Here is a 25,783-nt window from a genome sequence, read left to right on the forward strand (position 1 = left end):
GCCAGCATGTTTGAAATTACTTACCTTTCTTTAGCGGTATTACTGTTGGTGCTTACCCTGGTGCCATTGTCCCGGTTGCAAGTTTGGTGGATACGTGGTCTGGATTTCCCCCGCTTGCAGCTGTCGGTGTTATTAGCGGCTCTGCTGGTTGTCGGCTTGGTTGTTATTCGTGACTGGACGTCTGTTACCGCTATTGCTGCGGGGGCTCTCATTGGTTGTTTAGTCTGTCAGCTGTGGTGGGTTGTCCCTTACACTTTTTTCTTTCCTAAGGAGGTTGAAGCCGTCCAGGCGGGTAACGCTGATGAGCGTTTGCGCATCATGACAGCGAATGTTCTTACCCCTAATCATAATAGTGATGGCTTGCTAAAGCTCGTTCATGACTTTACGCCAGATGTATTGGTTACGCTTGAGTCTGATGACTGGTGGCAGGAACGGTTGGATGCAATTGAAAAGGATTATCCACATACGGTCAAAGTCCCTTTAGATAACCTCTACGGTATGCACGTTTATTCTCGCCTGTCGTTGTCTGATGTCAGTGTTGAATATCTGGTTGAAGACGATAAACCGTCGGTGCATTGTTTTATCGAACTGCCTTGCGGGCAGAAAGTAAAAACGCACTTCGTGCATCCGGCACCGCCAAGTCCTTCCGAGAATGAAGAGTCAGAAGAACGCGATGCTGAACTGGTGTTGGTTGCACGCCGGGTTGAGCCGGAGAAATATCCGACGATAGTCACGGGGGATTTAAATGACGTTGCCTGGTCCCGCACGACGCTTCTTTTCCGCAAACTTAGTGGCTTGTTAGACCCTCGTATTGGGCGTGGCATGTTTAATACATTTCATGCCGAACACTGGTTTGCCCGCTGGCCTCTTGATCATATTTTCCATAGCCATCATTTTGCTTTGGTTTCGATGACGCGCTTGCCAGGCTTTGGTTCTGACCATTTTCCTTTACTCACAGAGCTTGCTTTGGCTGCTCATGAGAATGGTGCAAATGATGGACCTTCGCCAGATGAAGATGACAAAGAAGCGGCTGATGAAATTGTGGATAAGGCTATGGCTTAAGCTTACGCCGAAAGTGAATACGTTGAACTAACAGCCCGAAAATAATGAGCATAAGCCCAGCCAGCGTACTTGGATAAATGGTTTCGCCAATTACGACCGAGAGCAGCAACAGCGAGATAAAGGGCGAAATAAAAATTAAGTTGCTGATAAGCGCCGTATTAGTGGCTGTTTTCATGGCTTTTAACCAGAATAGAAAGGTTATTCCCATTTCAAATAGGCCTACGTAGCTTACCGCCGCCCAGCCTTGCCAGGGTATTTCAGACCAGTCACTCCAGATAAAACTGGCGGCAATAAGTATGGGTAAGGCTAAGCCGAAAGAAAGTACTAAGCTAACAACAGAATCGGCGTTACGGCGCGTATTCAGGATCCAGTAGCCAGCCCACAAGAAAGTGGAAATTAACGCCAGCGTAACGCCCCAGGGATCACTGAAGCTAAGCTCAAGCACATTACCGCGTGTGGCAATAACCAGTACTCCAAAATAACCTAAGGCGCAGGCAACCCAGTCGCGACGCCGTATGCTTTGTTTTAAAAACAGAGCGGCCATAATGCTAAGGGCAATGGCCCAGGTGTAATTGAGTGGTTGAGCTTCGGAAGCCGGCAGCAGTTTATAAGCCTGGAAAAGCACCAAATAATAAATGAGTGGATTAATAAGCCCCATGAGCAGGTAATACAAGGGCATTTTACGTAGCTCGAGTATTAATTCGCTGGTTTTCTTCTGAATAAGGCAGACCAGCGCTAGAATGACAAAAGAAACACTACTGGCTGCAGTAACCATCTGCAATGGGGTCATGTACTGCAGGGTTATTTTGAATGCGGTAGCCACCGTTGACCATAAAAGTACGGCGATGATCGCATAAACAAAGGCTTGTTTATCAGCGGCTATGGTGTGATGGCATAGTGACCCCTTAACTCATACGTCGATGAGTACTGCAGCTTGTTGGTATTCAATCCAGACCAGCGCATTTTGCTGATACTCTTGCGCCAGGTCAATGGCTGTTTTCTGGCTAAGGCCTAAAACCATAAAACTGGCTTCCGGCGGCCATTGCTTTTCGCGGTCCTGACCTTCTCCTGAAAAACAGCAAACGTCAGCTATTTGTTCTAAATGAGTCGCTAATTGCTTATTTCTGCTTTCATTTTCGGATTTTGTAAGCAATTGGCTTTGTGGGTTAAAAGCCGTGATAAAGGTGCCTGTAGTGTGACCAGTACGTTCACATAACCGGTCAAAGGCATTATTCTTTTGGCCTATCGTCAAAGTGATTGTCTTTTCTCCAACGGCGAACCAATAATCCGTATTTTTATAGTTGTCTAGCAGTTCTTTATCCATGCTTTGACCCGAGTATCGATGTTGATTAGAGTACATAGCAAGATTTTAGCGTTAACCGTGAAGATGTTCTATGAACCCCAGTATTAGTGTGATCACTTTAGGTGTTGATGATCTGAAACGTTCATTGGCGTTTTATCAGGACGGTCTGGGTTGGGAAACCGATGGCATTATTGGTGAAGAGTTTGAACATGGCGCCGTGGTTTTCTTTAAATTACCCAGTGGGCTCAGACTGGCTTTATGGCCGCGTACAAGCATTGCTAATGAAATGGGCGTTGAAGTTGCCCGTGCAGCGAATGAAGTGTTGTTAAGTCATAACGTCAATTCCCGCAGTGCGGTTGATGAGGTTATGGTGGAAGCGGAACGGGCAGGGGCCGATATTCTTAAACCTGCAAAGGACTTGTTCTGGGGTGGCTACGGTGGTTTTTTCAAAGATCCAGACGGACATATTTGGGAAGTAACCTGGAACCCGGCCTGGAGTGCTTAGCAGAAGTAAAAGAATCCCATCAGCGAATCCTTGAAATATTTAGATTTATCTGAATTTTTTCTCGATAAAACGCGTAAAAATGATCCTGAACTATTTTACTGAGCGTATCTTCTTATATTATTTTTTATTTATGATGAATAGGAAAGCCCATGTTTGGCTCAAAAACGAAGTATCAACTTGCGCAAGCTAATAAAGAATTGGGTGAGTACGAACAGCTGATAAATGCCATTGACGATAATATCGCTCGAATTGATTTTACCCCGCAAGGTTACATCATAAATGCTAATAATCTGTTTTTAGAAGCCATGGGTTATCGGCTTGACGAGATAGTATCAAAGCACCACAAGATCTTTTGTGATAACGACTATGCGACAAGCACAGAGTATCAGAACTTTTGGAAGCAATTGGCGCAGGGGCAGTCTCACCATGGACGCTTTAAGAGGTTCCGTAACAATGGGAATGTCATGTGGCTTGAGGCTTCTTATTTCCCGATTAAAAATTCAGAGGGGCAGGTCGAATATATAACTAAAATAGCGAAAGATGTGACTCGCGAAGTTCTGGAGTTAGAACACCAGGTCGCTGTTAGCACTGCAATTGATAAGTCCATGGCAACCATAGAATTCTCTCCATCGGGCGAGATCCTTCGTGCCAATAAGAACTTTTTAGACACAGTAGGTTACCGGGCTGATGAAATTGAAGGACGTCATCACCGCCTGTTTTGTGAGCAGGCGTTTTATGATGAAAACCCCAGCTTCTGGAAAGAACTGAGTGACGGTCAGTTTAAAACAGGCCAATTTAAACGCCTGAGTAAACACGGAGAGGCCATTTGGCTTGAGGCCAGCTACAACCCCATTTTTGATGAGAATGGGCAGGTGACAAAGATCATTAAATTCGCCAGTGACGTAACGGCCAGCGTGGTTAAAGCTCAGCAAACAGCGGAGGCTGCTGCTGTGGCTTATTCTACTTCGCAGCAAACCGCTTCTATTGTCAGAGAGGGTAAAGCCTCGATTGAAGTATCAGTAGAAACCTCGAATGAGATTCTTTCGAAAAGTAACAAAACAGATGAAGTGATTGAGCAACTTCACGAGCAGGCTCGCAGTATCGAGGATATTGTTAAAACAATTAACGGACTGGCAGATCAAACGAACTTATTGGCGTTGAACGCAGCTATTGAGGCGGCCAGAGCCGGAGAGCACGGACGAGGATTCGCTGTTGTTGCAGATGAAGTGAGAAATTTAGCGTCGCGGACGACACAGGCAACCAGTCAAATTTCCGGCGTTATGGAACGCAGCTCTGAGGTTTCTCAGGCTATATCGACATCGATAGATGATATTCAAAAAATGGCTGAACTGAGCAAAGAGCAAATTGGAAAAGTGAAAGACTTGATAGAAAAGGTAGATGAAGGCGCAACGAATGTCGTCAATGCAGTGAGCCACCTTTCGTAAGGTGACTCACTGTTTTTATACGAGCTCAGATACCAGTAGTTAGCCAGCAGGATAAACGTAGTTTGCCTGAATACCCAGAGGAAAGCCAAGAGTCCAGTAGAGAATAAGGAAGGCAGACCAGAGTATTAAGAGCGCTACAGTATAGGGCAGCATCATTGCTACTAAAGTACCTATGCCTGTGCCTTTAACATAGCGCTGACAATAAAGAACGACCAGTGGGAAGTAAGGCAGTAACGGCGTAATAATGTTACTGGATGAATCACCGACACGGTAAGCAGCCTGAGTTAAGTCGGGTGAATAGCCCAGCTGCATAAGCATAGGCACAAAAATAGGCGATATCAGGGCCCATTTAGCCGATGCTGAACCGACAAATAAGTTAATAAAAGCCACTAAGAAAACAATACCTACCATAGTGACCCCACCGGACAGCTCTAAGCTCGCCAGGAAGTTAGCCCCTTTAACGGAAATTAATGTGCCGAGCTGTGAGTCGCCGAAGGCTTTTATGAATAAGGCACAGAAGAACGCCATAACCATATAGTAGGCCATGCCTTCCATCGACTTAGTCATTGCACTGATAACATCCTGTGAGTTACCGAAATTACCGGAAATATAACCGTGAACAATGCCCGGAATAATAAACAGCAGGAAGATGAGCGGAACAATCATGCCCATAAGAGGGGCTGAGTAAGATGCCAATTCACCGGTTGCCGGGTCAGCCAAAGGAGTATTTTCAGCCGTTGCTGAGAAGTACAACAAAGCCAACCCTACCGCCATGGTGATTACGCCAGCATAAAATGCTTTGCGGTCACGTGGGGAGACATCGTCTAGTGCCGGCATGTCATCGGTATCACCATCAATTTCGGCACCGCGCAAACGAGGCTCAACCACTTTGTCCGTCAGGAACCAGCCAATGGCAACGACGACAATTGACGAAGCGGCGGTAAAGTAATAGTTGTTCAGTGGGTTCAATTGCATGTCCGCATCAATAATTTGTGCGGCACTTTCAGTAAAGCCTTGTAACAAAGGGTCTACAGCTGAAGGAACAAAGTTGGCACTGAAGCCGCCGGAAACACCAGCAAAGGCCGCCGCGATACCGGCCAACGGGTGTCTGCCGGCAGCGTAGAAAATCACACCACCTAAAGGAATAACCAGTACATAGCCTGCATCAACGGCAGTATGACTGACAATAGCAACCAGAATCAGTACTGGTGTCAGTAACATTTTGGGCGTGACGTTAAGCATCAACTTTATGGCGACATTAATAAACCCCGAGCGCTCGGCTACACCGACACCTAGCATGGCAACCAGCACAACACCTAGAGGCGCAAACCCCATGAAGGTGTCGACCATGTTGGCAAGAAATGCGGCCATTTCGGTACCACTTAATAGGTTGGTAACGCCTATTGTGTCACCGGTTAGAGGGTGCTTTTCGTCAAAGCTGACGCCGGATAACAGCCAAGACATTACCCAGACAATGATTAATAAGCCAAAAAACATGACAGCCGGGTCAGGCAATTTATTACCGACCTTTTCAACGCCATCCAAGAGGCGATTTAACAGACCGTCCGGCTTGTCCTTTTGCGAACGGTCTGGTTGTGGAGATTGAGCCATGGTGAAACCCCTGATTGTTATTTTATTGGTCTAATTATTATGCGCAGGTATCATAACCATTATTCTATGGTGGAACAAAGCAAACAGGGTGAAAAAGTGTCGATGATTTGTGGTACAGATGAAGCGGGTCGCGGACCTATTGCCGGGCCGGTTGTGGCAGCGGCCGTCATTTTAGACCCGGATAACCCAATTGAAGGGCTTAACGACTCAAAAAAACTGAGCGAAAAGAAGCGTGAAAAGCTGAGTCTGGAAATAAAAGAAAAGGCACTCTATTGGTCTATTGCTCAGTCTGATCCTGACGAAATAGAAGCCATTAATATTCTATGGGCGTCGATGAAAGCTATGCAGCGAGCCGTGGAAGCGCTTCCGCTAAAGCCCGATATGGTGCTGGTAGACGGTAACCGGGTTCCGGAGTTGAATGTACCTGCCAAGGCCATTGTAGGTGGCGATGCCAGCGAACAGTGCATTGCTGCCGCCTCAATTTTAGCGAAAGTGGAGCGGGACCGACAAATGCTCAAGTGGCACGAACTATACCCACAGTATGAATTTGATAAGCACAAAGCTTATGGCACAAAAAAGCACCTGGAATTATTAGAAAAATACGGGCCTTGCCCTATACATCGTAAAGGCTTTAACCCGGTTAAGCGGCTTTTGGCTAACTTGTGATTTAACCCGAAAATTCATACACTATACGGTTATTCATAAAGCTCTTTCAGGAAGTTGGAATTCACCATGCAGTCTATCCCGCACGTTGATATGCGCCGTTATCAGAATGACTTTAATGCTTTTACCCAAGATGTTGGTAATGGTTACGAAAAATACGGCTTTATTGCCTTAACCCAGCACGGCGTTGATACCGCGCTTATTGAACGAGCACTGGATACCTGTCGTGAATTGTTTGCGTTACCTGAAGATGTAAAAAAGCAATATCACCGTCCGGGTCAGGGCGGTGCCAGAGGTTATACGCCCTTTGGTACTGAAGTGGCTAAAGACGCCAAACATGTCGACTTAAAAGAGTTCTGGCATGTGGGTCGTGAAATTGAAGGCGAGCCGCCGTACCCGCAACTATTGCCAAACGTCTGGCCACAAGAACTGCCTAAATTTAAAGACGATATGCTGGCTATTTACGCGGCTTTGGATAACTTAGGGAACCAGGTGCTGGAAGCTCTTTCTGTTTATCTGGGTCAACCGAAAGACTTTTTCCGAAACAAAGTGAATAACGGCAATTCAATTCTGCGGCCTTTACACTATCCACCTATTGTTGATGAAGATACGCCATCTGTTCGTGCTGGTGCGCATGAAGACATCAACGTTCTGACGCTCCTGGTGGGGTCGCGAGAACCGGGCTTAGAAGTGTTGGCCAAAGACGGCACCTGGGTGCCGGTAACGATTATTGAAGGTGCCATTATTTGCAATGTGGGTGACATGTTGCAGCGCTTAACGAATCATGTGCTGCCATCGACAACACACCGGGTGGTTAATCCGCCAGCACCATTTAATGAAAAGTCGCGTTATTCAATACCCTTCTTTTTACATTTTAATCCAGATGTGATGATCACACCGCTGGAAAGCTGTATTTCGAATGAGAATCCGCAGCGAGATGACCCTATTACAGCAGATGACTATCTAATGCAGCGCTTACGTGAAATTGGTTTGATAAAAGACTAAAAGGAGCCGCTGGTGAAAACAGGCGAGTTTAATCTAAAACGCATAGTTCAGGGTGTGGCTGCTGTCACTGTTTCTGCATTACTCATCAGTTGCGCATCAGCTCCGCAGGAGCCTGAAAGCAACGAGTTTCGATTAACGTTATTGCACATTGGCGACCATCATTCTAATTTGGACGCTAAGCGGCAAACCTTAGTGTGGGGAGAACAGGAATGGCAAGTTGATGCCGGTGGCTTCCCTCGTGTTGGCGCGCAAATCAAAGAGCTACGCGCGGCTAACGAAAATGTACTGACGTTGCATGCTGGTGATGCCCTGACAGGCAGCTTGTATTTCACCTTGTTTGGTAGTGAACCCGACGCCCGTATGATGAACAACATCTGTTTCGATGCTTTCACTATTGGTAACCATGAGTTTGATACCGGCGATGCCGGACTGGCCGAGTTCCTGCAGGAACTGGGGACTGAAAGCTGTCCCACCGTGAAGCTCGGAGCGAACATTAAGCCAAAAGTCGGGCAGTCTCCACTGACCACCGACCGCGAATGGCAAATGTTTCAGCCGTACACAATAGTCGAGCGTGGCGGTGAAGAAATAGCCATTATTGGTCTGGATATTGCCAGTAAAACGAAGAAGTCATCGCAGCCCGATGAGTCCACTGAGTTTTTAGACGAACTGGAAACGGCGCGCAAGTATATCGCGGAAGTTCAACAGCAGGGTATCGAAAAAATAGTTCTGCTAACGCACATTCAGTATGAGCGGGACAAAGAGCTGGTGCAGCAGTTGCCGGGTGTGGATATTGTTATTGGGGGTGATTCGCATACGCTGTTAGGCGACTTCAGTGATTTTGGTATGCAGTCTGACGGGCCTTATCCAACCGAACTGACCAATGCTGACGGCGACAAAGTTTGTATTGGTCATGCTTATCAATATTCATTGGTAGTTGGCGAGATGAAAGCCGTATTTAAAGGTGACAAAATTGCGGAGTGCGGCGGACGTCCGCATTATCTTCTGAGTGACGACATTCAGGTTAGCGACGGTATTGTGACCACTTACGAGCCAATTAAAACCGCACTGGAAGAAAGTGAAGTCTTCAGCTTTGTTGAACCTGACGCTGAGCTGCAAAGCATGTTGCAGGAGTATCAAGGCAAAGTTGAAGAGTTTTCTGCCGAAGTGCTGGCGCAAGTGCCACAGCAAATTTGCAGTCAGGAAATTGATCTGCCGAGACGCGATGGTTGTGCTGACATAATAAGTTCTGGCGCTCACCGCCTGGTTGCTGAAGCATTCCTGAGCTCAGTGCCGGAAGCTGACTTCGCTATTCAAAATGGTGGTGGTGTCCGCTCTGGTATTAGCCAGGGAGACTTCACCGTAGGTGACGCTTTTACTGTACTGCCTTTCGCAAATACTCTGGTTAAGCTGGAACTGAGCGGCTCTGAGTTCAAACAGGCAATAGAAGAGGCGCTGGCCTATTCCATTTCTGACGGTGGCTCAACCCGAGCTTACCCCTATGGTGCAGGTATTCGTTATTCGGTTGACTTAACCAAAGAAAAAGGCAGTCGTGTGTCTAACCTGCAAGTGTGGGATAAAGGCAGCAACAGTTGGCAACCAATGACCGCCAGAGCTACCTACGTGATGGTGACAAACAGCTTTATTGCAGGTGGTCAGGACGGCTATAACACCTTTTACCGTGTCAGTGAGCGTGGGAGAGCCCGTAATACGGGAATAGATTACGCTCAGTCACTGGCGGATTATGCCAGAGAGCAGAAGGTTCTGAAGCGTCCGCAAGAATTTGCCACACAATCGTACGTTCCTGTGGGAGATAAATAATGGCTCGTTCATTCGAGCCGGCCCCTGTCTCCGATAACGCCAGATTCGATTTCATCGTTGTTATTCTGGCGCTGTTGACGGCCTTTGCGCCTCTTTCCATTGATATGTACCTTCCGGCTTTCAGCGCTATTGCATCGGACTATGCGACCGATACACACCACGTTGAACTGTCGCTGACGGCTTTTTTCTTCGGCCTTTTTATTGGGCAACTGCTTTATGGCACGGCGACTGATAAATTCGGGCGTAAGAATCCCTTGTATATCGGTTTGGCTATATACGTGGTGACGTCTGTTGGCTGTGCTTTTGCACCGGATATCCAGTGGCTGATTGCTTTACGTTTCCTGCAGGCTATAGGGGCTTGTGCCGGTATTGTTATTGCAAGGGCTGTGGTGCGTGACTTATATACACCACAAGCGTCTGCCCGTGTGTTTTCATTTCTGATACTGGTCATGGGCGTTGCCCCTATTCTGGCACCTCTGTTTGGGGCTTATGTGACCGAGTGGATGGGATGGCGTGCTCTGTTCTTAATTGTCGCCGGTTTAGGTGTGGCCTCCGCCGTGACTATTCACTTTGTGTTGCCAGAAACCCGCGGGCGTCGCTACGACGTGCGTATGCGAAATACCGGCAGCACTTATTGGGCGGTTCTGCGAGACCCTTCATTTCTGCGTTATTCGTTAACGGGCGCTATTGCTCAGTCAGGATTATTTGCCTATATCACAGGCTCGCCAAAAATGTTTATTGAGGTTTTTGGACTTGAGCCTATGCACTACAGTTGGCTGTTTGGATTAAACGCTATTGGCATTATTGGTTTTTCACAGCTTAATGGCTGGTTACTGAAGTACCACTCCTCACGCAAGATCCTTAATGTTTCCTTACCGGTATTGGCCGTGGTGTCCATTGTTATGTGCGTTATGGCGTATTTTAATGCCGGATTCTGGGGAATATTACTGCCGCTATTTGCCTATATATCGACTTTAGGCATGGTATTCCCGAACGCTATGGCCGGGGCTTTGGCTGAACAGAAAGAACGCGCAGGTTCGGCGTCTGCCGTAACTGGTAGCTTACAGTTCTTAATTGCTGGCTTGGTTTCTGCTGGCGTGAGTCAGGCCGGTTCATATACTGATTATGCCATGGCCTGGGTCATAGGTGTGGCCGGCTTACTCGCGGTAATTGCATACCGCGTAATGCGCCGGCCAGAATAAGCTTTTTAGTTATAATAGGTCGGTGCGGCTGGTCCTACAGGGAATCCAAAAACAAAGACCCAAAGGAAGAAAAGCAGCGACCAGCCTACAAAGAAGAACATAGAATAAGGCAGCATCATGGCAACCAGAGTGCCAATACCTAAATCCTTCTTATAACGAGCCGCAACGGCCAATATTAAGCCAAAGTAACTCATCATTGGGGTAATAACGTTAGTGACTGAGTCACCAATGCGGTACGCCGCCTGAATAACTTCCGGCGAGTAGCCAATCAGCATCAGCATAGGGACAAAAATAGGGGCGGTAATAGCCCACTGAGCAGAAGCTGAGCCCAGCATTAGGTTTACGAAACCGCAGACCATAATGAAGAACAGGAAAATGATAGGACCGGTCATACCAATATTGGTCAGGAACTCCGCACCATTAATGGCAAAAATAGTCCCGAAATTCGTCCATTTAAAGAAGTTAACGAATTGCGCCGCAAAAAACACCAGCACAATATACATCCCCATAGTGCTCATGCTGTGCGACATCGCATCAATAACATCACGGTCCGTGCGCATGGTCTCGACAGTTCGGCCATAAACGTAACCGGGAATAGCGAAGAAGAAGAAAATATAAACAACAACGCCTTTTAGAAACGGCGAGCCTTTAACTTCACCGGTTTCCGGGTGACGCAATATTCCCCACTCAGGTACAACGGTTAACGCGAGAATACCAGCCAGAACCAGAACGCTTAACCCCGCGTAAATTAACCCGCGTTTTTCCTGTTTGGTCAGAGGGTCCATTGACGATTGATCGGACAAATCAATAGAGGCTTCGTCTTTGTTGTATTTTCCCAGTTTAGGCTCGACAATTTTGTCGGTTATCAACGCGCCCATAATGGCAATGAGAAAGGTGCTAGCCATCATAAAGAACCAGTTAGCTTCTGCACCAACGGTGTAGGCAGGGTCAATAATTTTAGCGGCTTCTTCGGTGATGCCTGACAGTAAAGGATCAACAGTGCCAATTAATAAGTTAGCACTGTAGCCAGCCGATACCCCGGCAAAGGCTGCAGACAGACCCGCCAGCGGGTGACGACCCAGCCCGTAAAAAATCATGGCCGAAAGTGGTACCAGTACAACATAGCCTAGTTCTGCTGCGGTGTTAGAAATGATACCAGCAAAAACAATGGTCACAGTTACCAAGCGTGGTGGAGCTTTCATGACCAGCCCGCGCATAGCCGCTGAAATTAAGCCTGAGCGTTCAGCAACACCGACACCTAAAAGAGCAACCAATACCGTCCCTAACGGTGTGAAGCCGGTAAAGTTGGTGACCAGATTAGTAACAATGCGCTGTATTCCCTCAGCATTAAGCAAGCTGACTGCTTTTATAACGGTTTCGCCGTCTCTGGGGTCTACCGCACTGACGCCAAAATAAGCAGCTATGCCACTAATGAAAATAATGAATAAGCAGAAGACTGCGAATAGGGTAATGGGGTGGGGTAACAGATTACCAAGCCACTCAACGCCATCAAGAAAACGGGTGAACCAGCCTCTTTTGCTGGTCGCGTTATAGTCATTATTAGGAGACTGCATAACTCGCGCCTTTAGTATAAGTTTTAGACCAGCGCAGGATTCTAGCATAAAAAAACGGCGCCGCTGAAATCAGGGGCGCCGTTTTTCGATTAACCTTCAGCGGTTATGCAGCTTCATCTTTCTTGAGATTTTTCAGGGCATAATCGAATGCTGCCTGACCGGCTAATAAATCTTCCGGTGCAAAGTCATCGACGTTAATGGTACGCAGACGACCGACTTCCGTGCGCTCAAGCAGAGCCACTTCGTCGTCACTCAATACGCCCAGCTCTTTACCTTTAGCGGCTAGCTGGTCTAATTGAGTAAAGCTGAAGCGTTTACCGGCTGCTTTACAAACTTTGTCGTACAGTGGCTCTGCGGCAATCACATTCTTCAGGGTTTCTTCAAGGAAACCAAAGTGACCTTCAGGGCTCAGGAACTGGCCTTCGCCTAAACGCGTACGAACGTCGTTTGGTGACATAAGCATACGGGCAATTTCATGGTCGTTTTTATCTGTAGGACGTTTAGCGATACGGCCTAACGGATACATAACGGCGCGCATGAAGCTACCAACACCGCCAAAGTTCGCCAGCATTTCCAGCTGTGCTTCCTGTAACTTATGCAGAGTGTCCTGCATAGCCCAGTGAACTAACGGCAAGTCTTCTTTAATGCGACCCTGGTCATGATAACGTTTCAACACACAAGAACCGATGTATAGGTAGCTGAGCATATCACCTAAGCGTGCAGAAACGCGCTCTTTACGTTTAAGGCTACCACCCAGTTTACCCATCGCAATGTCTGACAATAACGCCATGTTGGCACTAAAGCGGTTCATCTGCTGGTAGTATTTACGAGTTTCGTCGCTAGCCGGAACAGAGCTCAGGCGGTGACCACCAAAACCATAGAACAGTGAACGAACAAAGTTACTGATGGCAAAGCCAATATGGCCAAACACGGCTTTATCAAATTTCTTCAATGCATCCGGGCCTTTTTCAGCCGAGGCTTCCATTTCTTTCAGAACAAATGGGTGGCAACGAATAGCGCCCTGGCCGTAAATCATCATAGTGCGGGTAAGAATGTTGGCACCCTCTACTGTAATGGCAACCGGAACCCCCTGGTAACCACGGCCAAGGTAGTTATTCGGACCTAAACAGATACCTTTACCACCGTGGACGTCCATAGCGTCGTCCATGCAAGCACGTAGCTTTTCAGTCATGTGGTATTTCGCAATAGCACCAATAACACCAGGTTTCTCGCCTAAATCAATACCTTTGGTCGATAACATCGTCACCGCGTCCATCAGGTAAGCGTTACCGGCTATGCGAGCCATTGGCTCTTCAACACCTTCCATTTTACCTATAGGCAATTTGAACTGGCGGCGGATACGTGAGTAAGCACCAGTTGCCAGGGCCATTTGCTTAATGCCACCAGCACTGTTTGACGGCAGAGTGATTGAACGGCCAACTGACAGGCATTCAACCAGCATACGCCAGCCTTTACCGGCATTTTTCTGACCACCAATAATGAAGTCTAATGGAACGAATACGTCGTTACCGCGGATAGGGCCGTTTTGGAACGGAACGTTCAGCGGAAAGTGACGGCGACCAATTTCAACACCTTTGGTATCGCGAGGAATAAGGGCACAGGTAATTCCCAGCTCTTCTTCTTCACCAATAAGGTTGTCAGGGTCGTACATTTTAAATGCCAGACCTAATACGGTAGCTACTGGCGCTAAGGTAATGTAGCGCTTATTGAAATTCAGTTTGATACCGACAATTTCTTCGCCGTTCCATTCACCTTTACACACCACACCTGAGTCAGGAATGGCACCTGCGTCGGAACCGGCTTCAGGGCTGGTCAAAGCAAAGCAGGGAATTTCGTCACCGCTGGCTAAGCGTGGCAGGTAATGATCCTGCTGATCTTTCGTACCATAATGCTGCAATAATTCGCCCGGGCCTAATGAGTTAGGTACACCGACGGTTGAGGCCAGCACGGTACTGACACCGGCAAGTTTCTGCAGAACACGAGACTGGGCGTAGGCAGAAAACTCCAGACCACCGTATTCTTTCTTAATGATCATGGCGAAGAATTTTTCGTCTTTCAGATACTGCCAGACGTGCTCAGGCATGTCTGTTAGTTCGTGGGTTACTTCCCAGTCGTCCAGCATTTTGCAGACTTCTTCACATGGGCCTTCTAAAAAGGCTTTTTCTTCAGCCGTTAACTCGGCTTTTGGTACCTTATGAAGTTTTGACCAGTCAGGGTCACCACTGAATAAATCGCCGTCCCACCAGACCGTACCGGCTTCCAGTGCATCGCGCTCGGTGTCAGACATTTCTGGCATTACTTTGCGATATGCGCTAAGAATAGGCTTAGTCAGCAGGTTTAAACGAATTGGTGCTATATTAAGCGGAACCAGAACAATTGCCAGAATAGCCCAAAGTACCGGACCGACAATGTCGATTGCGCTACCAATAGCGAACATAATGACAAGACCGGCGCTGAACATAGCCAGGCTGGCTCGTTTGTAGATTAATGCAGCCGCGACTATAACAGTAGCGACAATCCAAAGTGCAATACTCATAATGTAATACTCCGATTTGGAGGTCTGACCAGTGATACTGTGCAAGTTAGATCAACCGGAGTATATTTTCAAGGAAAAATTGAACGGGCGTTTGAATTTTGTTGTCAATATAAACGTCCAGTAGTAAACAGAAGGGGAGAAGTGAAAGTGAAAAGGACTGTCAGTTGGCTGATATCCAGCGCATTATTAAGTGGTTTGGCAATGAGTACTGCTGTTGCAGATAGTCAGCAGAACGCCGAACAATCCATCGAGCAACCCATCGAACAGTCAATGAAGCCGTATCAGGCTGACTATGTGATAACGCGTGGGGACAGCGAATATGGTGAAGGTTATCGTTACCTTGAAGTGTCGCCTGAGGACGAATGGCAATTGCGTACAAAGTCGGACATTTCCTGGTTTATTTTGTCGGATACCCGTGAAGCTCGTTCGGTATTTATTGTGGATGAAGAGAATAGCCGGCTGGAGCCTCGTGAGTTTATTTACATGAGAACCGGCACCGGATCGGATAAGTCCTTTCATGGTGAATTCAAAGCGAATGAGAAAAAGGTTCGTAATGTGGATACCGGGCGTATGCTGGATGTGAACTGGGAAGACGCGTTATTTGATGAAGCCAATGTGACCGAACAATTGCGTGTAGATTTGGCCAGTGGCGCTGAAACCTTTAAGTACCGGGTGGTTGATGAAAAAGGTCACCAAGACGAATATCGTTTTGAGGTGCTGACAACAGAAAAATTGTCGTTGCCTTATGGTGAGGTTGAAGCAATAAAAGTAGGGCGTATAAGGGATAATAACCGGCGCCAGACCTTTTTCTGGTTCGCGCCGGAGCTAAACTACGTCATGGCTAAAATGCAGCAATTCAAAGAAGGTGACGAGCAGGCCACCATGTCACTGAAAAGCTTGTCTATGTAAACCGGCATTAATGGCAGATTACTCGGCGGCGTAGCCTTGAGCGCCCAGGACTTCGCCGTCTAGTGTAACGCGGCCGCCTTCCAGTTTAAGTCTATCCTGGCAAAACCAGTTAACCACCAGCGGATAAATGCGGTGTTCCTGCTCGTGCACGCGAGCCTGAACTTCTTCCACTGTGTCGCCGTCAAAAATAGGTACTTTGGCCTGCAATACCACCGGGCCACCGTCGAGTTCTTCTGTCACAAAATGCACACTCACGCCGTGTTCGGTATCGCCTGCGTCCAAAGCCCGCTGGTGCGTATTCACACCTTTATATTTAGGCAGAAGGGAAGGGTGAATATTGAACATGCGGCCTTCATAATGGCGTGTAAAACCACCTGTCAGAATGCGCATAAAGCCGGCCAGAACAACTAAATCGGGCTGGTAACTGTCAATCAGCGACTTCAGTTCGGCGTCATAAGCCTCGCGAGAGTCAAACTCTTTATGACTCAATACCTCGGTATCAATGCCTTTAGCCGCGGCTTTCTCTAAGCCTTTAGCCGAGGCTTTATTGGAAATAACCGCAACCACTTCACCGGCTAGTTTTTCATCTTCGCAGGCCTGTTGAATGGCCTGCATATTACTACCGGTGCCTGAAATTAGTACAACAATACGCTTCATTAGTGAGTCTCGTCGGCCAGAATGTCGACTTGCTCTTCACCTTCAGCCGCGTTGGCAATACGGCCAATTTTCCAGGCGTCTTCACCGGCGTCTGTCAGAATTTGAATGGCTTTATCTGCTTTCTCGTTGGGTACCGCAATAACCATACCCACACCACAGTTAAAGGTGCGGTACATTTCTTTCATGCTGACATTGCCGTTTTCTTTTAACCAGTCAAAAATAACCGGCCAGTCCCAGCTGTTGCCGTCAATAACGGCTTTGCTGCCTTTCGGTAAAACTCGTGGAATATTTTCCCAGAAGCCGCCGCCGGTAATGTGTGACAACGCGTGTACCGGTACGTGTTTAATCAGCTCAAGAACCGACTTAACGTAAATGCGGGTAGGCTCTAATAGGTGATCAGCCAGTGTTTTGCCTTGTAAATGAGATTCTAGATCAGCACCGCTCACTTCAATAATTTTGCGAATAAGCGAGTAACCATTTGAATGAGGGCCGCTGGAGGCCAGCGCTATTAACGCGTCGCCGTCGGCAACCTTGGTGCCGTCTATAATTTCAGATTTTTCCACCACACCGGTACAGAAACCGGCTAAGTCATAATCGCCGCCTTCGTACATGCCCGGCATTTCTGCCGTTTCGCCACCAATAAGCGCACAACCCGACTGTTCACAGCCGTCGCCGATACCGGCAACTACATCGGCTGCTACGTCAACGTCCAGCTTGCCGGTTGCATAATAGTCGAGGAAAAACAGCGGCTCAGCACCCTGCACAATAAGGTCGTTGACACACATAGCAACCAAGTCGATACCGACGCCGCGGTGGCGTTTCAGATCTATGGCTAAACGCAGCTTGGTCCCCACACCGTCGGTGCCTGATACCAAAACCGGTTGCTTATAACCCGCCGGAATTTCACACAGAGCACCAAACCCACCAATGTTACCCATGACTTCAGGCCGGTGCGTGCGCTTAGTAACGCCTTTAATACGCTCAACCAATGCATTACCAGCGTCAATGTCGACGCCCGCGTCTTTATAACTTAAAGAAGGTTTTTTATCGCTCACAGAATAATCCCGACTGGCAAAATTTGCGCGCAAGTTTAACACGATTTAAGCCATAAAAGGTAGCTTAAGCGCCTCCTTATTGTGTCAGGATTTCTCTGCGATAAACCGGTAACCAACACCGGGTTCTGTTTCTATATACTTTGGCTGTGCTGGGTCATCTTTGAGCTTCTTACGCACCTGGCTGACAAAAATACGCAAATAGTGGGTGTCTTCCTGGTGCGTTCGGCCCCAAATTTTCTCCAGCAACTGTTGCTGGGTCACGAGTTTTTGCGGGTGGCTGACTAAGAAATCCAGTAAAGCGTATTCTTTACGGGACAAGTTAACGATCTCGTTTTGCAGAAACACTTTGTGTTGCTCGCGGTCAATGAGTAACTCACCAAAACGAAGCTGAGCTTCGGCTGTGGGGTGTTGATTGGAGAGGTCGCGCAATAAAACATGAATACGCGCCATAAGCTCACGAATACCAAAGGGTTTGGTCAGATAGTCGTTGGCACCGCCTTCCAGTAGTTTCACTTTCTGTAGCTCGTCGTCACGTGCGGTCAGTACCAGTACCGGCACCTGGCTCCATTCGCGTAATTGGCGCATTACCTGATAGCCGTCAGCGTCAGGCAGGCCTAAATCAAGAATAACCAAATGCGGGTTCTGGCTGGTAATCTGCTTTATTCCTTGCTCGGCTGTCGCTGCTTCCAGGTAGGTGTAACCTTCGGCGGTAAGCGAGGCGCGCATAAAGCGTCGTATCTGTGGTTCGTCATCAATGACTAAAATGCGAGGACCGCCGGCGCGGGCTTGTGCATTCATGAGACTTCCTCTGTGATGTTGGCGTGTGGTAGTTGAATCCGGACAAGGCAGCCATCAGAGCTTTCTTCAATACCAATGTGGCCGTTATGAATGTCGATTATTCCTTTAGCAACGGACAGCCCCAGACCGGTTCCGCCAGTGCCAGAGTCTTTCTCGCGCGACGAATAAAAAACATTAAATACAAGCGAACGCTTACCGGTTTCTATGCCCGGACCCTGGTCTTGTATGTCGATGATAACGAACTTGTCGGTCTCTGACAGAGTTAAAGTGACGGGAGCTGTGTCGCCGGAGAAGCGCAAGGCGTTATCAATGACATTAAATAACGCCTGTTCCAGTAACGAGGACTGAACCTCAACCATAGCGTGTTGTAAATAATCGTTAACCAGTAACCGTTCTTGTGAAGCAAAGCGCGAAAGAGTTTTACTGATAACCGGGCGAATATCCTGTACTGCATGGGTCAGACGAATTTCGCCGTGCTGAAGCCGGGTGGCCTGTAACAGATTTTCGATATAACGATGCAGGCGGTCACTCTCATCCAGAGCGCCCTGCAGAAGCTCAGCGCGCTCCTGTTCTGGCAAGCGCTCCTGATACGCCTGCAAGGTGCTTAAATTACCAATGACGCTGGCAAGCGGGGTTCTCAGGTCGTGTGAGACAGACAGTAAAATATTTGAGCGCAGCTGAGCCTGGCGTAAGCTTTCTTTCTGGTTTCTGAACGAGGTAGCTAAGTGGCTGGTAATAACAGCCACAGCAATAAATACGACCGCAGTAACCATTTCGTCTATGTCGGTCATGTGCAGTGAATAGCGGGGCTCTGTGAATAAAAAATTAAACAACAGCAGGGCCAGAACAACGGCAAGTAGTGCCGCGCGAAAATTGGTTAAAAACGCAATAAGCAACACCGCCAGTTGAAGAATGAGTACCGTACCCGAGGTTGGCAGTAACCAGTGATCGAGCAGGTAAGCAAGACCGGCCGCCGTGCCGGTGATGACGACGGAGGTCAAGTAACCTAACCAGGGCTGTTTACTCATGTTCTAATCTCATGTGCTAGTCCCGCCAGAATTGAGGAAGTAACAATGTTAGCAAAGTAAAGTATTCAAGGCGTCCTAAAATCATTGCTAATGTCAGTACCCAGGTTCCGGTATCCGATACCGGAATAAAGTTACTGGAAACTTCGCCAAAGCCGGGGCCAAGTACGTTCAAACACGCCGAAACGGCGGTAAATGCAGAGAAAAAGTCCAGCCCAGTCAGCATCAGCACGAGAGTAAGCACCATTGAGCTAATAGCGACCATTAGCATAAAGCTCATTACCGCCTGGATGACGTCGTTAGTCACTGCTTTTCCCTGATACACCACTTTCATAATGGCACGCGGATGTATTGCCTGCAGCATTTGATGTTTCAGAATGCGTAAGGTAATGACATTACGAATAAATTTATTGCCTCCGGCCGTAGAGCCGGCACAGCCGCCCAGGTAACTGGCTGCCACTAAAAAGCCAGCGGTGGCCGCAGGCCACGCGGAAAGATCATCGGCACCGTAACCGGTACTGGTCATAAAGGAAACGACATGAAAAATTGCCTGATTCAGCGACTCCCAGAAAGAATGATGAGTTTGAGCGTTAAATGCCAGAACAGTAAGAATAACGCTGAAAACCGCCAGCGCAATTAAGAACCAGCGAGTCTCTTCGTCCTGCCAATAGCCACTTATGGCTCTGGCTGTAAACAGTTTATGGTGCAGGGCAAAACTGATAGCCCCCAGAATCATAAACACATCGGCCACCACCAAAATAATGGGTTGCTGAAAGTGCCCCATACTGGCGTCGTAGGGCGAAAAACCGCCGGTTGATACGGTCGTCAGACTATGAGCTATGGCGTCGAAAGGAGACATTCCTGCCAACCAGTAACTGCTGGCACAGCCTACTGTCAGGCAAAGATAAACTAACCAAAGGTAACGGCTGGTGCTGGCAACCCGTGGCGCTAGCTTTTCGTTTTTAATAGGGCCCGGAGTTTCCGCTTTAAGCAGGCGCATTCCACCCACGTTCAGCATGGGAAGAATGGCAACCACAAAAATAACGATACCGAGGCCGCCCATCCATTGCAGAAACTGTCGATACAGTAAAAAGCTCTTGGGCATTTCATCGAGGCCGGTGAGAATGGTTGCACCGGTGGTGGTCATAGCACTGACCGATTCAAATACCGCGTCGGTGAAGCTGACCCCGGTAACGGACATAATAGGTAATGCCCCCAGAACGCCCATTAAAATCCAGGTAAAAGAAGCGAATGCCAGGGCTTCGCGGAAAAAGATTTTCTTTTGCTCACCGCGATTAGTGCGGATAAAAAGAAAAAACGCCAAAATAAGGCACAATAAAGAGGGGTAAATAAAATCGGTAAAAGTCTTGTCCCTAAAGACAAAAACAGAGAGCAAACCAAAAAAACACTGAATTGAGGCAATCCAGATCATAGGCCAGGTTAATAGGCGCAACGTTGCTTTTAAATTCACTGTTACCTCGTCCGAAGAACCGACTTTTTCTATCGCTAAGGTTAATTCCGCGGGGCGTAAAATCTCTATACCGAAAGCGTCTTTAGGCGTAAAATCTGCGTAAAATTAAGGGGTTTTATTTTATGGCCAGTATTCAACCGGCACGTAATGAGCATTTAGACGCGGCAGCGGCGCTAGAAGCTGCCACTTTCCCCGAAGATGCTATCAGTAAGCGTAGCTTTCGGCGGTTTATTGAGTCGCCTAGCGCCGATTTTCAGGTGTTACTGCTGAACGAAAAGGTCATTGGGTATACCGTTGTTCTTTACCGAAATAATACGAACCTGGCTCGGCTCTATGCGTTGGTTGTCGAAAAAGAGCATCGTAGTAATGGCTATGGTCGCCGTTTGTTGCAAGCTGCAGAAGACCTTGCCGATGAGCGGCATTCTTTGTTTTTACGTACCGAGGTAGCAACCTCTAATACCGTAGGGCAACAGCTGATGAACAGCGAAGGCTTCCGTGCAATAGAGCTCCGTGAAGCCTATTTCCCGCCTTCTGCATCGCAATCGACAGATGCTCTGGTTCTGCAAAAACTGTTGCCTCGTTACGAAATGGGCGAAGATGCGGGCGTGGGAGCAACCGAAGAATACGTTCCTATGTTGACCCAGTCGACGGAATTTACCTGCGGTCCGGCTAGCCTGCTGATGGCTATGGACTATTTCGGCCGGCCCAGTAGCGACCCGCAAGCCGAAGAGCTGGAAATTTGGCGTCAGGCGACGACTATTTATATGACCTCCGGGCACGGCGGCTGTGGCCCTCATGGGCTGGCGCGGGCGGCGTTTCAGCGTGGCCTGAAAGTTCGGGTGGAAGTAAATACCGACCAGCCATTATTTGTGGATTCGGTTCGTCAGGAGCAGAAAAAGACAGTAATGCAACGCATACAGCAGGCCGATATGACTTACCTGGAAAAACATGGTGTTCCCATTGTTGTGCGCGACTACGACGTAACCTTAATAAAAGAAGATTTAAGCCAGGGCTGTCTGGTTATGGTGCTTATTTCTACTTATCAGTTTGATGGTATTCGGGCACCGCATTGGGTCTTAATTTGCGCAGCAGACGACGACTTCATTTATATAAACGACCCCGATTACGACACCTTGCCCTGGGAATCTCCTACGGAACGTCAATATTTACCCGTGCCTATAAGTACCTTCAGCAAAGCCTTTGGCTACGGCGGTCGTAAGCAAAAAGCAGCGGTCGTACTTTCAGCTGATTTAACAACAAAGTGATCAATTCCCCTTGAATTCTGCGTAATTATGCTCAAAGTCATATAACAGTATTGGATGAAAAAGGAATTCCGTATGAGTTCAGCATTTGATGATTTTGAATTAAAAGGCCACAAGCTTGAAAACCGTTTTGTTGTGGCTCCCATGACACGAACCAGTGCCGACAAGAAAGGCAAGCCAACGGAGTTAATGGGCGAGTATTACGAGCGTTTCGCGAAAGGTGGCTGGAGCATGATCATCAGCGAAGGCGTATACACAGATCAGCAGGCAAGCCAGGGGTATGAAAATCAACCGGGTATTACTGACGCACCACAAACCGATGCCTGGAAAGAAATTGTCGAACGAGTACACAAACATGACTGCAAGTTCATTATGCAGTTGATGCATGCTGGCGCTCAGTGTCAACACAATGAATACACTGACACGCCAATCGCCCCCAGCGAAGTAAAGCCTAAAGGTGAACCGTTGGACTTGTATGGCAAAACCGACGGCTGGCCTGAAGTGAAAGCCATGGATGAAACGGATTTTGATGCCGTTATGAATGGTTTTGTTGGTGCCGTGAACCGGGCTAAAGAGGCTGGTTTTGACGGGATTGAGCTGCACGCGGCTAACGGGTACTTGCTGAATGAATTCTTGAGCGATTATTTTAACCAGCGTCCTGACCAGTGGGGCGGAGACATGGCAAAACGCATGCACTTTCTGGAGTTAGTGGTTAAGGCCGCGAAATCCGCCGCTGGCGATGATTTCATTGTAGGTGTACGTTTAAGCCAAATTACCGTAACGGACTCTGATTATCAGTGGCCGGAAGGCGAAGATGCCATGATAAAAGTGGTGAAGGCGATGGATAAAGCCGGTGTGGATTACATTCACACAACAGATACGGACGTAATGCGTAAGCCATTTAAAGGTGGAAGTAATAAGTCATTGGGCGACATTGTGCAGGAGTTTTCGGATATACCGTTAATTGTAAACGGTGGTATTAGTGAGAAAAACTATGAGCATGTAGCGGGGCATTATCCTAACGCTTTGCTTGCTATGGCTAAAACGTCATTAGCGAATCCGGACTTTCCAATTCGTATTAAGTCTTCCGAGCCAATACGTCAGTTAGATTTTGCCATGCTACAACCAACCGCTACACTTGAGAATGAGTGGAAGTGGCGCGATGAAAACGACGCGCACATTAAACTGGATTAAAGCGAATTTTAAGTAGCGGACAGGAGGTTTCGACTATGAAAAAAGTAGCAGTTATTTTATCCGGCTCCGGTGTTTTTGACGGAGCGGAAGTGAACGAAGCTGTATTAACCCTATTGCACATAGCAAAGCAGGGTGCCAGCTACGAGTGCTTTGCGCCGGACATTGAGCAAATGCACACCATTAACCATCTTAAGGGTGAGGAAAGCGGTGATAAGCGCAATGTTCTGGAAGAAGCAGCACGTATTACCCGCGGTGAGGTCAAACCTTTAACTGATTTAGATTCAGCAGAATTTGACGCGTTGATATTGCCAGGCGGCTTTGGTGTTGCCAAAAACTTCTGCGACTTTGCCGTTAAAGGTGCTGATATGACGGTAAATGACCAAGTGTTGAAGGTTGGTAAAGCCTTTATTGAAGCGAAGAAACCTGCGGGCTATATGTGTATTTCACCTGTCTTGTTGCCGCACATATACGGCAAGGGTGTAAAAGTGACTATTGGTAATGACGGCGAAGTTGCCAGCGCCATTAATAAAATGGGTGGCGAGCACGTGAACTGTGGTGTTCGCGACATTGTTGTTGATGATAAGCACCAGTTAGTGACCACACCCGCCTATATGCTGGCTGAAAACCTGCCGGATGCCGAAGAGGGCATTAGCAAGCTGGTTGAAAAAGTTTTGTATATGGCAGCCTGATACCTGACTGAAAGCCTAATAAATAACCGCTTAGGTGCGGAACTTATAGCACTTAAGCGGTGTCTGAGTTATAGTACACAAGTTACGTAAGTAATAGCTTTGGGGCTGATCTGGATTCGACGGGATACACGAAACCCAAGGTGCATGCCGAGGTGAGGCAGGCCTCGTAAAAAGCCTCAACCTAATAGTTGCAAACGACGACAACTACGCTCTAGCGGCTTAATAACCCGCTAAGCCCATCCCCCGGCGCTTTGTCTGCGAGACCGGACCAGGATGGCTCAACCTAATGTAGACTCGCGTGGATGCTTTGTCCGGAGCTGAAGCGTTAAAACCAATCGGACTCGTCAGTTGTGAAGCCTGTCAGTCGGCGTCACACTGATTAACTAAATGACTGACTAAGCATGTAGGACCGAGGATGTAGGTATTGCGGACGCGGGTTCAACTCCCGCCAGCTCCACCACATTATTAAATCAAGACGCCTCAGGGCGTCTTTTTTTGTGTCTATTAATCAGTTAAATCAACAACTTATGTTCTAACACCTTACTTTAAGGTCTTATTCAGGCTCGCTATTTCTTATTTTTTTAGTAACATAACTGGTAACACAGTAACCGTGTTACTAAGTTCCGTGTTACTAAATCAGGTAAGGAGCAATAGAAATGGCGCGAGGAAAAGAGCTACTCAATGCAAAGCAGGTTGAACACGCCAAGCCAAAAGAAAAGGAGTTTAACCTTGCTGATGGTGGCGGTCTTTATTTAAGGGTTAAGCCGTCAGGGGCTAAAATCTGGCTGTTTAATTACTATCGGCCATACACCAAAAAGCGAGCTAACTTAAAGATTGGTGATTATCCTGCAACTGGATTGAGTCAAGCGAGAGAGCGTCGCCGCGAGTTTGCCAGCCTGCTAGGTAATAACATCGATCCACAAGAGCATGGGCGCCAGCAGCAGGAAGCAAACAAGAAGCTGCATGAAGCGACCTTTGAAACCATTACTTTGGATTGGATGACTAAGAAGCGCAAAAAGGTAACGGACGACTATGCCGACGACATAGAGCGCTCACTAAGGAATCACGTTTTCCCTAAGCTGGGTAAGTTCCCGATTGCCAACCTGACCGCGCCGCAAGTAATCGACGCTTTACGACCTATCGAAGCGAAAGGTTCATTGGAAACATTGCGCCGACTCTGCCAACGCATTAACGAAATTATGATCTGGGCAACAAATACAGGCGTTATTCACCATAACCCGCTACAAGGTATCGCCAAAGCATTCGACGCGCCTACCGTTAAAAACCAACCCGCCTTAAAGCCTGATGAATTGCCTGAGCTGATGCAAACGCTTCAACGCGCCAGCATTAAATTCACTACTCGCTGTTTAATTGAGTTCCAACTTCACACCATGACACGACCAAGCGAAGCGGCGGGCGCTCGCTGGGATGAAATCGACTTTGAAAACCATCTCTGGGTAATACCAGCTAGTCGCATGAAAATGCGAAATGATCACAGCATACCGCTCACTGAGCAGGCGCTTTCTTTGTTGGATGAAATGAAGCCAATCAGCGGCGCGGGAGAGTTCATTTTTACAGGTGACAGAAATCGGCTGAAGCCAACCAATGAGCAGACCGCAAACATGGCGTTGAAACGCATGGGCTACAAAAACCGCCTTGTTGCTCATGGATTGCGCTCTATCGCCAGCACGACTTTAAATGAACAAGGCTTTGATCCTGACGTTATCGAGGTAGCACTGGCGCACCGAGATAAAGATTCAGTGAGAGCCGCCTACAATCATGCCAAATACTTAAAACGCCGCCGCCCGATGATGCAATGGTGGAGTGATTTTATTGAACAGGCTGCTCAGGGAACGCTTGTTATCGGCAAAGGTAAGCGCAATTTAAAAGCGGTCTAACTTGTCGGAAGTGTGGGAACGTCGGAAGCCTGCATTTTTGCGGGCTTTTTTGTGTCGGGAATTTGTCGGACGAGGGTCGG

At 47.8% G+C, this 25,783-nt stretch carries 22 protein-coding genes and 1 other RNA gene; 13 read left to right on the forward strand and 10 right to left on the reverse strand.

The window, feature by feature from the left end; all coding sequences use genetic code 11:
* Nucleotides 1–6 precede the first annotated feature (6 nt).
* Nucleotides 7–1,062, forward strand: a complete 1,056-nt coding sequence (locus tag Q5L94_RS12030) for an endonuclease/exonuclease/phosphatase family protein (RefSeq protein WP_317498633.1) — start codon at nt 7–9, stop codon at nt 1,060–1,062.
* Here Q5L94_RS12030 and Q5L94_RS12035 read toward each other — a convergent pair.
* On the reverse strand, nt 1,052–1,945 hold the full coding sequence (locus Q5L94_RS12035; protein WP_317498685.1) for a DMT family transporter: 894 nt from the start codon (nt 1,943–1,945) through the stop codon (nt 1,052–1,054). The two genes, Q5L94_RS12030 and Q5L94_RS12035, sit on opposite strands and share 11 nt — an antisense overlap.
* A gap of 27 nt (nt 1,946–1,972) precedes the next feature.
* Nucleotides 1,973–2,386 (reverse strand): DUF3293 domain-containing protein, encoded by a 414-nt coding sequence (locus Q5L94_RS12040; protein WP_317498634.1) that lies wholly within the window; start codon nt 2,384–2,386, stop codon nt 1,973–1,975.
* 70 nt (nt 2,387–2,456) lie between these two features.
* On the opposite strand from Q5L94_RS12040, the gene Q5L94_RS12045 reads away from it, so the two are divergent.
* A complete protein-coding gene (locus Q5L94_RS12045; protein WP_317498635.1) occupies nt 2,457–2,870 on the forward strand; it encodes a VOC family protein in 414 nt (137 codons plus the stop codon).
* Nucleotides 2,871–3,019: 149 nt separating this feature from the next.
* Complete coding sequence (locus Q5L94_RS12050; protein ID WP_317498636.1) at nt 3,020–4,315, forward strand: PAS domain-containing methyl-accepting chemotaxis protein; 1,296 nt, start codon at nt 3,020–3,022, stop codon at nt 4,313–4,315.
* Nucleotides 4,316–4,354: 39 nt separating this feature from the next.
* On the opposite strand, the gene Q5L94_RS12055 is transcribed toward Q5L94_RS12050, so the two are convergent.
* Complete coding sequence (locus Q5L94_RS12055) at nt 4,355–5,926, reverse strand: AbgT family transporter (RefSeq protein WP_317498637.1); 1,572 nt, start codon at nt 5,924–5,926, stop codon at nt 4,355–4,357.
* A 66-nt stretch (nt 5,927–5,992) separates the two neighbouring features.
* Between Q5L94_RS12055 and rnhB the strand changes: the two genes are divergently transcribed.
* The 4 genes from rnhB to Q5L94_RS12075 all read left to right on the forward strand — a co-directional run bounded on the left by rnhB (nt 5,993) and on the right by Q5L94_RS12075 (nt 10,614).
* Entirely contained in the window at nt 5,993–6,592 is a 600-nt protein-coding gene (gene rnhB, locus Q5L94_RS12060) for a ribonuclease HII (protein WP_317498686.1), read from the forward strand.
* Nucleotides 6,593–6,658: 66 nt separating this feature from the next.
* Nucleotides 6,659–7,594 (forward strand): isopenicillin N synthase family dioxygenase, encoded by a 936-nt coding sequence (locus Q5L94_RS12065; RefSeq protein ID WP_317498638.1) that lies wholly within the window; start codon nt 6,659–6,661, stop codon nt 7,592–7,594.
* Nucleotides 7,595–7,606: 12 nt separating this feature from the next.
* The gene (locus Q5L94_RS12070) at nt 7,607–9,412 is read left to right on the forward strand and encodes a bifunctional metallophosphatase/5'-nucleotidase (protein WP_317498639.1); all 1,806 of its coding nucleotides are present in this window, start codon (nt 7,607–7,609) and stop codon (nt 9,410–9,412) included.
* The gene (locus tag Q5L94_RS12075) at nt 9,412–10,614 is read left to right on the forward strand and encodes a multidrug effflux MFS transporter (protein ID WP_317498640.1); all 1,203 of its coding nucleotides are present in this window, start codon (nt 9,412–9,414) and stop codon (nt 10,612–10,614) included. Before Q5L94_RS12070 ends, Q5L94_RS12075 begins: the two co-directional genes overlap by 1 nt.
* A 5-nt stretch (nt 10,615–10,619) precedes the next feature.
* Here Q5L94_RS12075 and Q5L94_RS12080 read toward each other — a convergent pair whose 3' ends face one another.
* Both Q5L94_RS12080 and fadE read right to left on the reverse strand, forming a co-directional pair.
* On the reverse strand, nt 10,620–12,188 hold the full coding sequence (locus Q5L94_RS12080; protein ID WP_317498641.1) for an AbgT family transporter: 1,569 nt from the start codon (nt 12,186–12,188) through the stop codon (nt 10,620–10,622).
* Between the two features lie 103 nt (nt 12,189–12,291).
* On the reverse strand, nt 12,292–14,745 hold the full coding sequence (gene fadE / locus Q5L94_RS12085) for an acyl-CoA dehydrogenase FadE (RefSeq protein ID WP_317498642.1): 2,454 nt from the start codon (nt 14,743–14,745) through the stop codon (nt 12,292–12,294).
* 141 nt (nt 14,746–14,886) lie between these two features.
* Here fadE and Q5L94_RS12090 point away from each other — a divergent pair, with 141 nt between their 5' ends.
* Nucleotides 14,887–15,654 carry a DUF3108 domain-containing protein gene (locus Q5L94_RS12090; RefSeq protein ID WP_317498643.1) on the forward strand — a complete coding sequence of 256 codons (768 nt, stop codon included), beginning with the start codon at nt 14,887–14,889 and terminating at the stop codon, nt 15,652–15,654.
* 18 nt (nt 15,655–15,672) lie between these two features.
* Here the strand turns inward: Q5L94_RS12090 and purN are convergent, their stop codons facing one another.
* From purN to Q5L94_RS12115, 5 genes are all read right to left on the reverse strand, one after another.
* Nucleotides 15,673–16,311, reverse strand: a complete 639-nt coding sequence (gene purN / locus Q5L94_RS12095) for a phosphoribosylglycinamide formyltransferase (protein WP_317498644.1) — start codon at nt 16,309–16,311, stop codon at nt 15,673–15,675.
* Nucleotides 16,311–17,366: a phosphoribosylformylglycinamidine cyclo-ligase gene (gene purM / locus Q5L94_RS12100; RefSeq protein WP_317498645.1), complete on the reverse strand. Its 1,056-nt coding sequence runs from the start codon at nt 17,364–17,366 to the stop codon at nt 16,311–16,313. The genes purN and purM overlap by 1 nt, the downstream gene beginning before the upstream one ends.
* Nucleotides 17,367–17,450: 84 nt before the next feature.
* Nucleotides 17,451–18,164 (reverse strand): response regulator transcription factor, encoded by a 714-nt coding sequence (locus Q5L94_RS12105; RefSeq protein ID WP_317498646.1) that lies wholly within the window; start codon nt 18,162–18,164, stop codon nt 17,451–17,453.
* Nucleotides 18,161–19,192: a DUF4118 domain-containing protein gene (locus Q5L94_RS12110; protein WP_317498647.1), complete on the reverse strand. Its 1,032-nt coding sequence runs from the start codon at nt 19,190–19,192 to the stop codon at nt 18,161–18,163. The genes Q5L94_RS12105 and Q5L94_RS12110 overlap by 4 nt, the downstream gene beginning before the upstream one ends.
* A gap of 16 nt (nt 19,193–19,208) precedes the next feature.
* Nucleotides 19,209–20,660, reverse strand: coding sequence for a TrkH family potassium uptake protein (locus Q5L94_RS12115; RefSeq protein WP_317498648.1), 1,452 nt, complete (start codon nt 20,658–20,660; stop codon nt 19,209–19,211).
* A gap of 122 nt (nt 20,661–20,782) precedes the next feature.
* Between Q5L94_RS12115 and Q5L94_RS12120 the strand changes: the two genes are divergently transcribed.
* From Q5L94_RS12120 to Q5L94_RS12140, 5 genes are all read left to right on the forward strand, one after another.
* A complete protein-coding gene (locus Q5L94_RS12120) occupies nt 20,783–21,925 on the forward strand; it encodes a peptidase C39 family protein (RefSeq protein WP_317498649.1) in 1,143 nt (380 codons plus the stop codon).
* 72 nt (nt 21,926–21,997) lie between these two features.
* On the forward strand, nt 21,998–23,116 hold the full coding sequence (locus tag Q5L94_RS12125; RefSeq protein WP_317498650.1) for an NADH:flavin oxidoreductase: 1,119 nt from the start codon (nt 21,998–22,000) through the stop codon (nt 23,114–23,116).
* 35 nt (nt 23,117–23,151) lie between these two features.
* A complete protein-coding gene (gene elbB, locus Q5L94_RS12130) occupies nt 23,152–23,805 on the forward strand; it encodes an isoprenoid biosynthesis glyoxalase ElbB (protein WP_317498651.1) in 654 nt (217 codons plus the stop codon).
* Between the two features lie 101 nt (nt 23,806–23,906).
* Nucleotides 23,907–24,265: a transfer-messenger RNA gene (gene ssrA, locus Q5L94_RS12135) on the forward strand.
* Between the two features lie 196 nt (nt 24,266–24,461).
* Nucleotides 24,462–25,703: an integrase domain-containing protein gene (locus tag Q5L94_RS12140; protein WP_317498652.1), complete on the forward strand. Its 1,242-nt coding sequence runs from the start codon at nt 24,462–24,464 to the stop codon at nt 25,701–25,703.
* The last annotated feature ends 80 nt before the right edge of the window (nt 25,704–25,783 follow it).

Source organism: Idiomarina sp. Sol25 (genome assembly GCF_033052775.1).
Classification (GTDB): domain Bacteria; phylum Pseudomonadota; class Gammaproteobacteria; order Enterobacterales; family Alteromonadaceae; genus Idiomarina.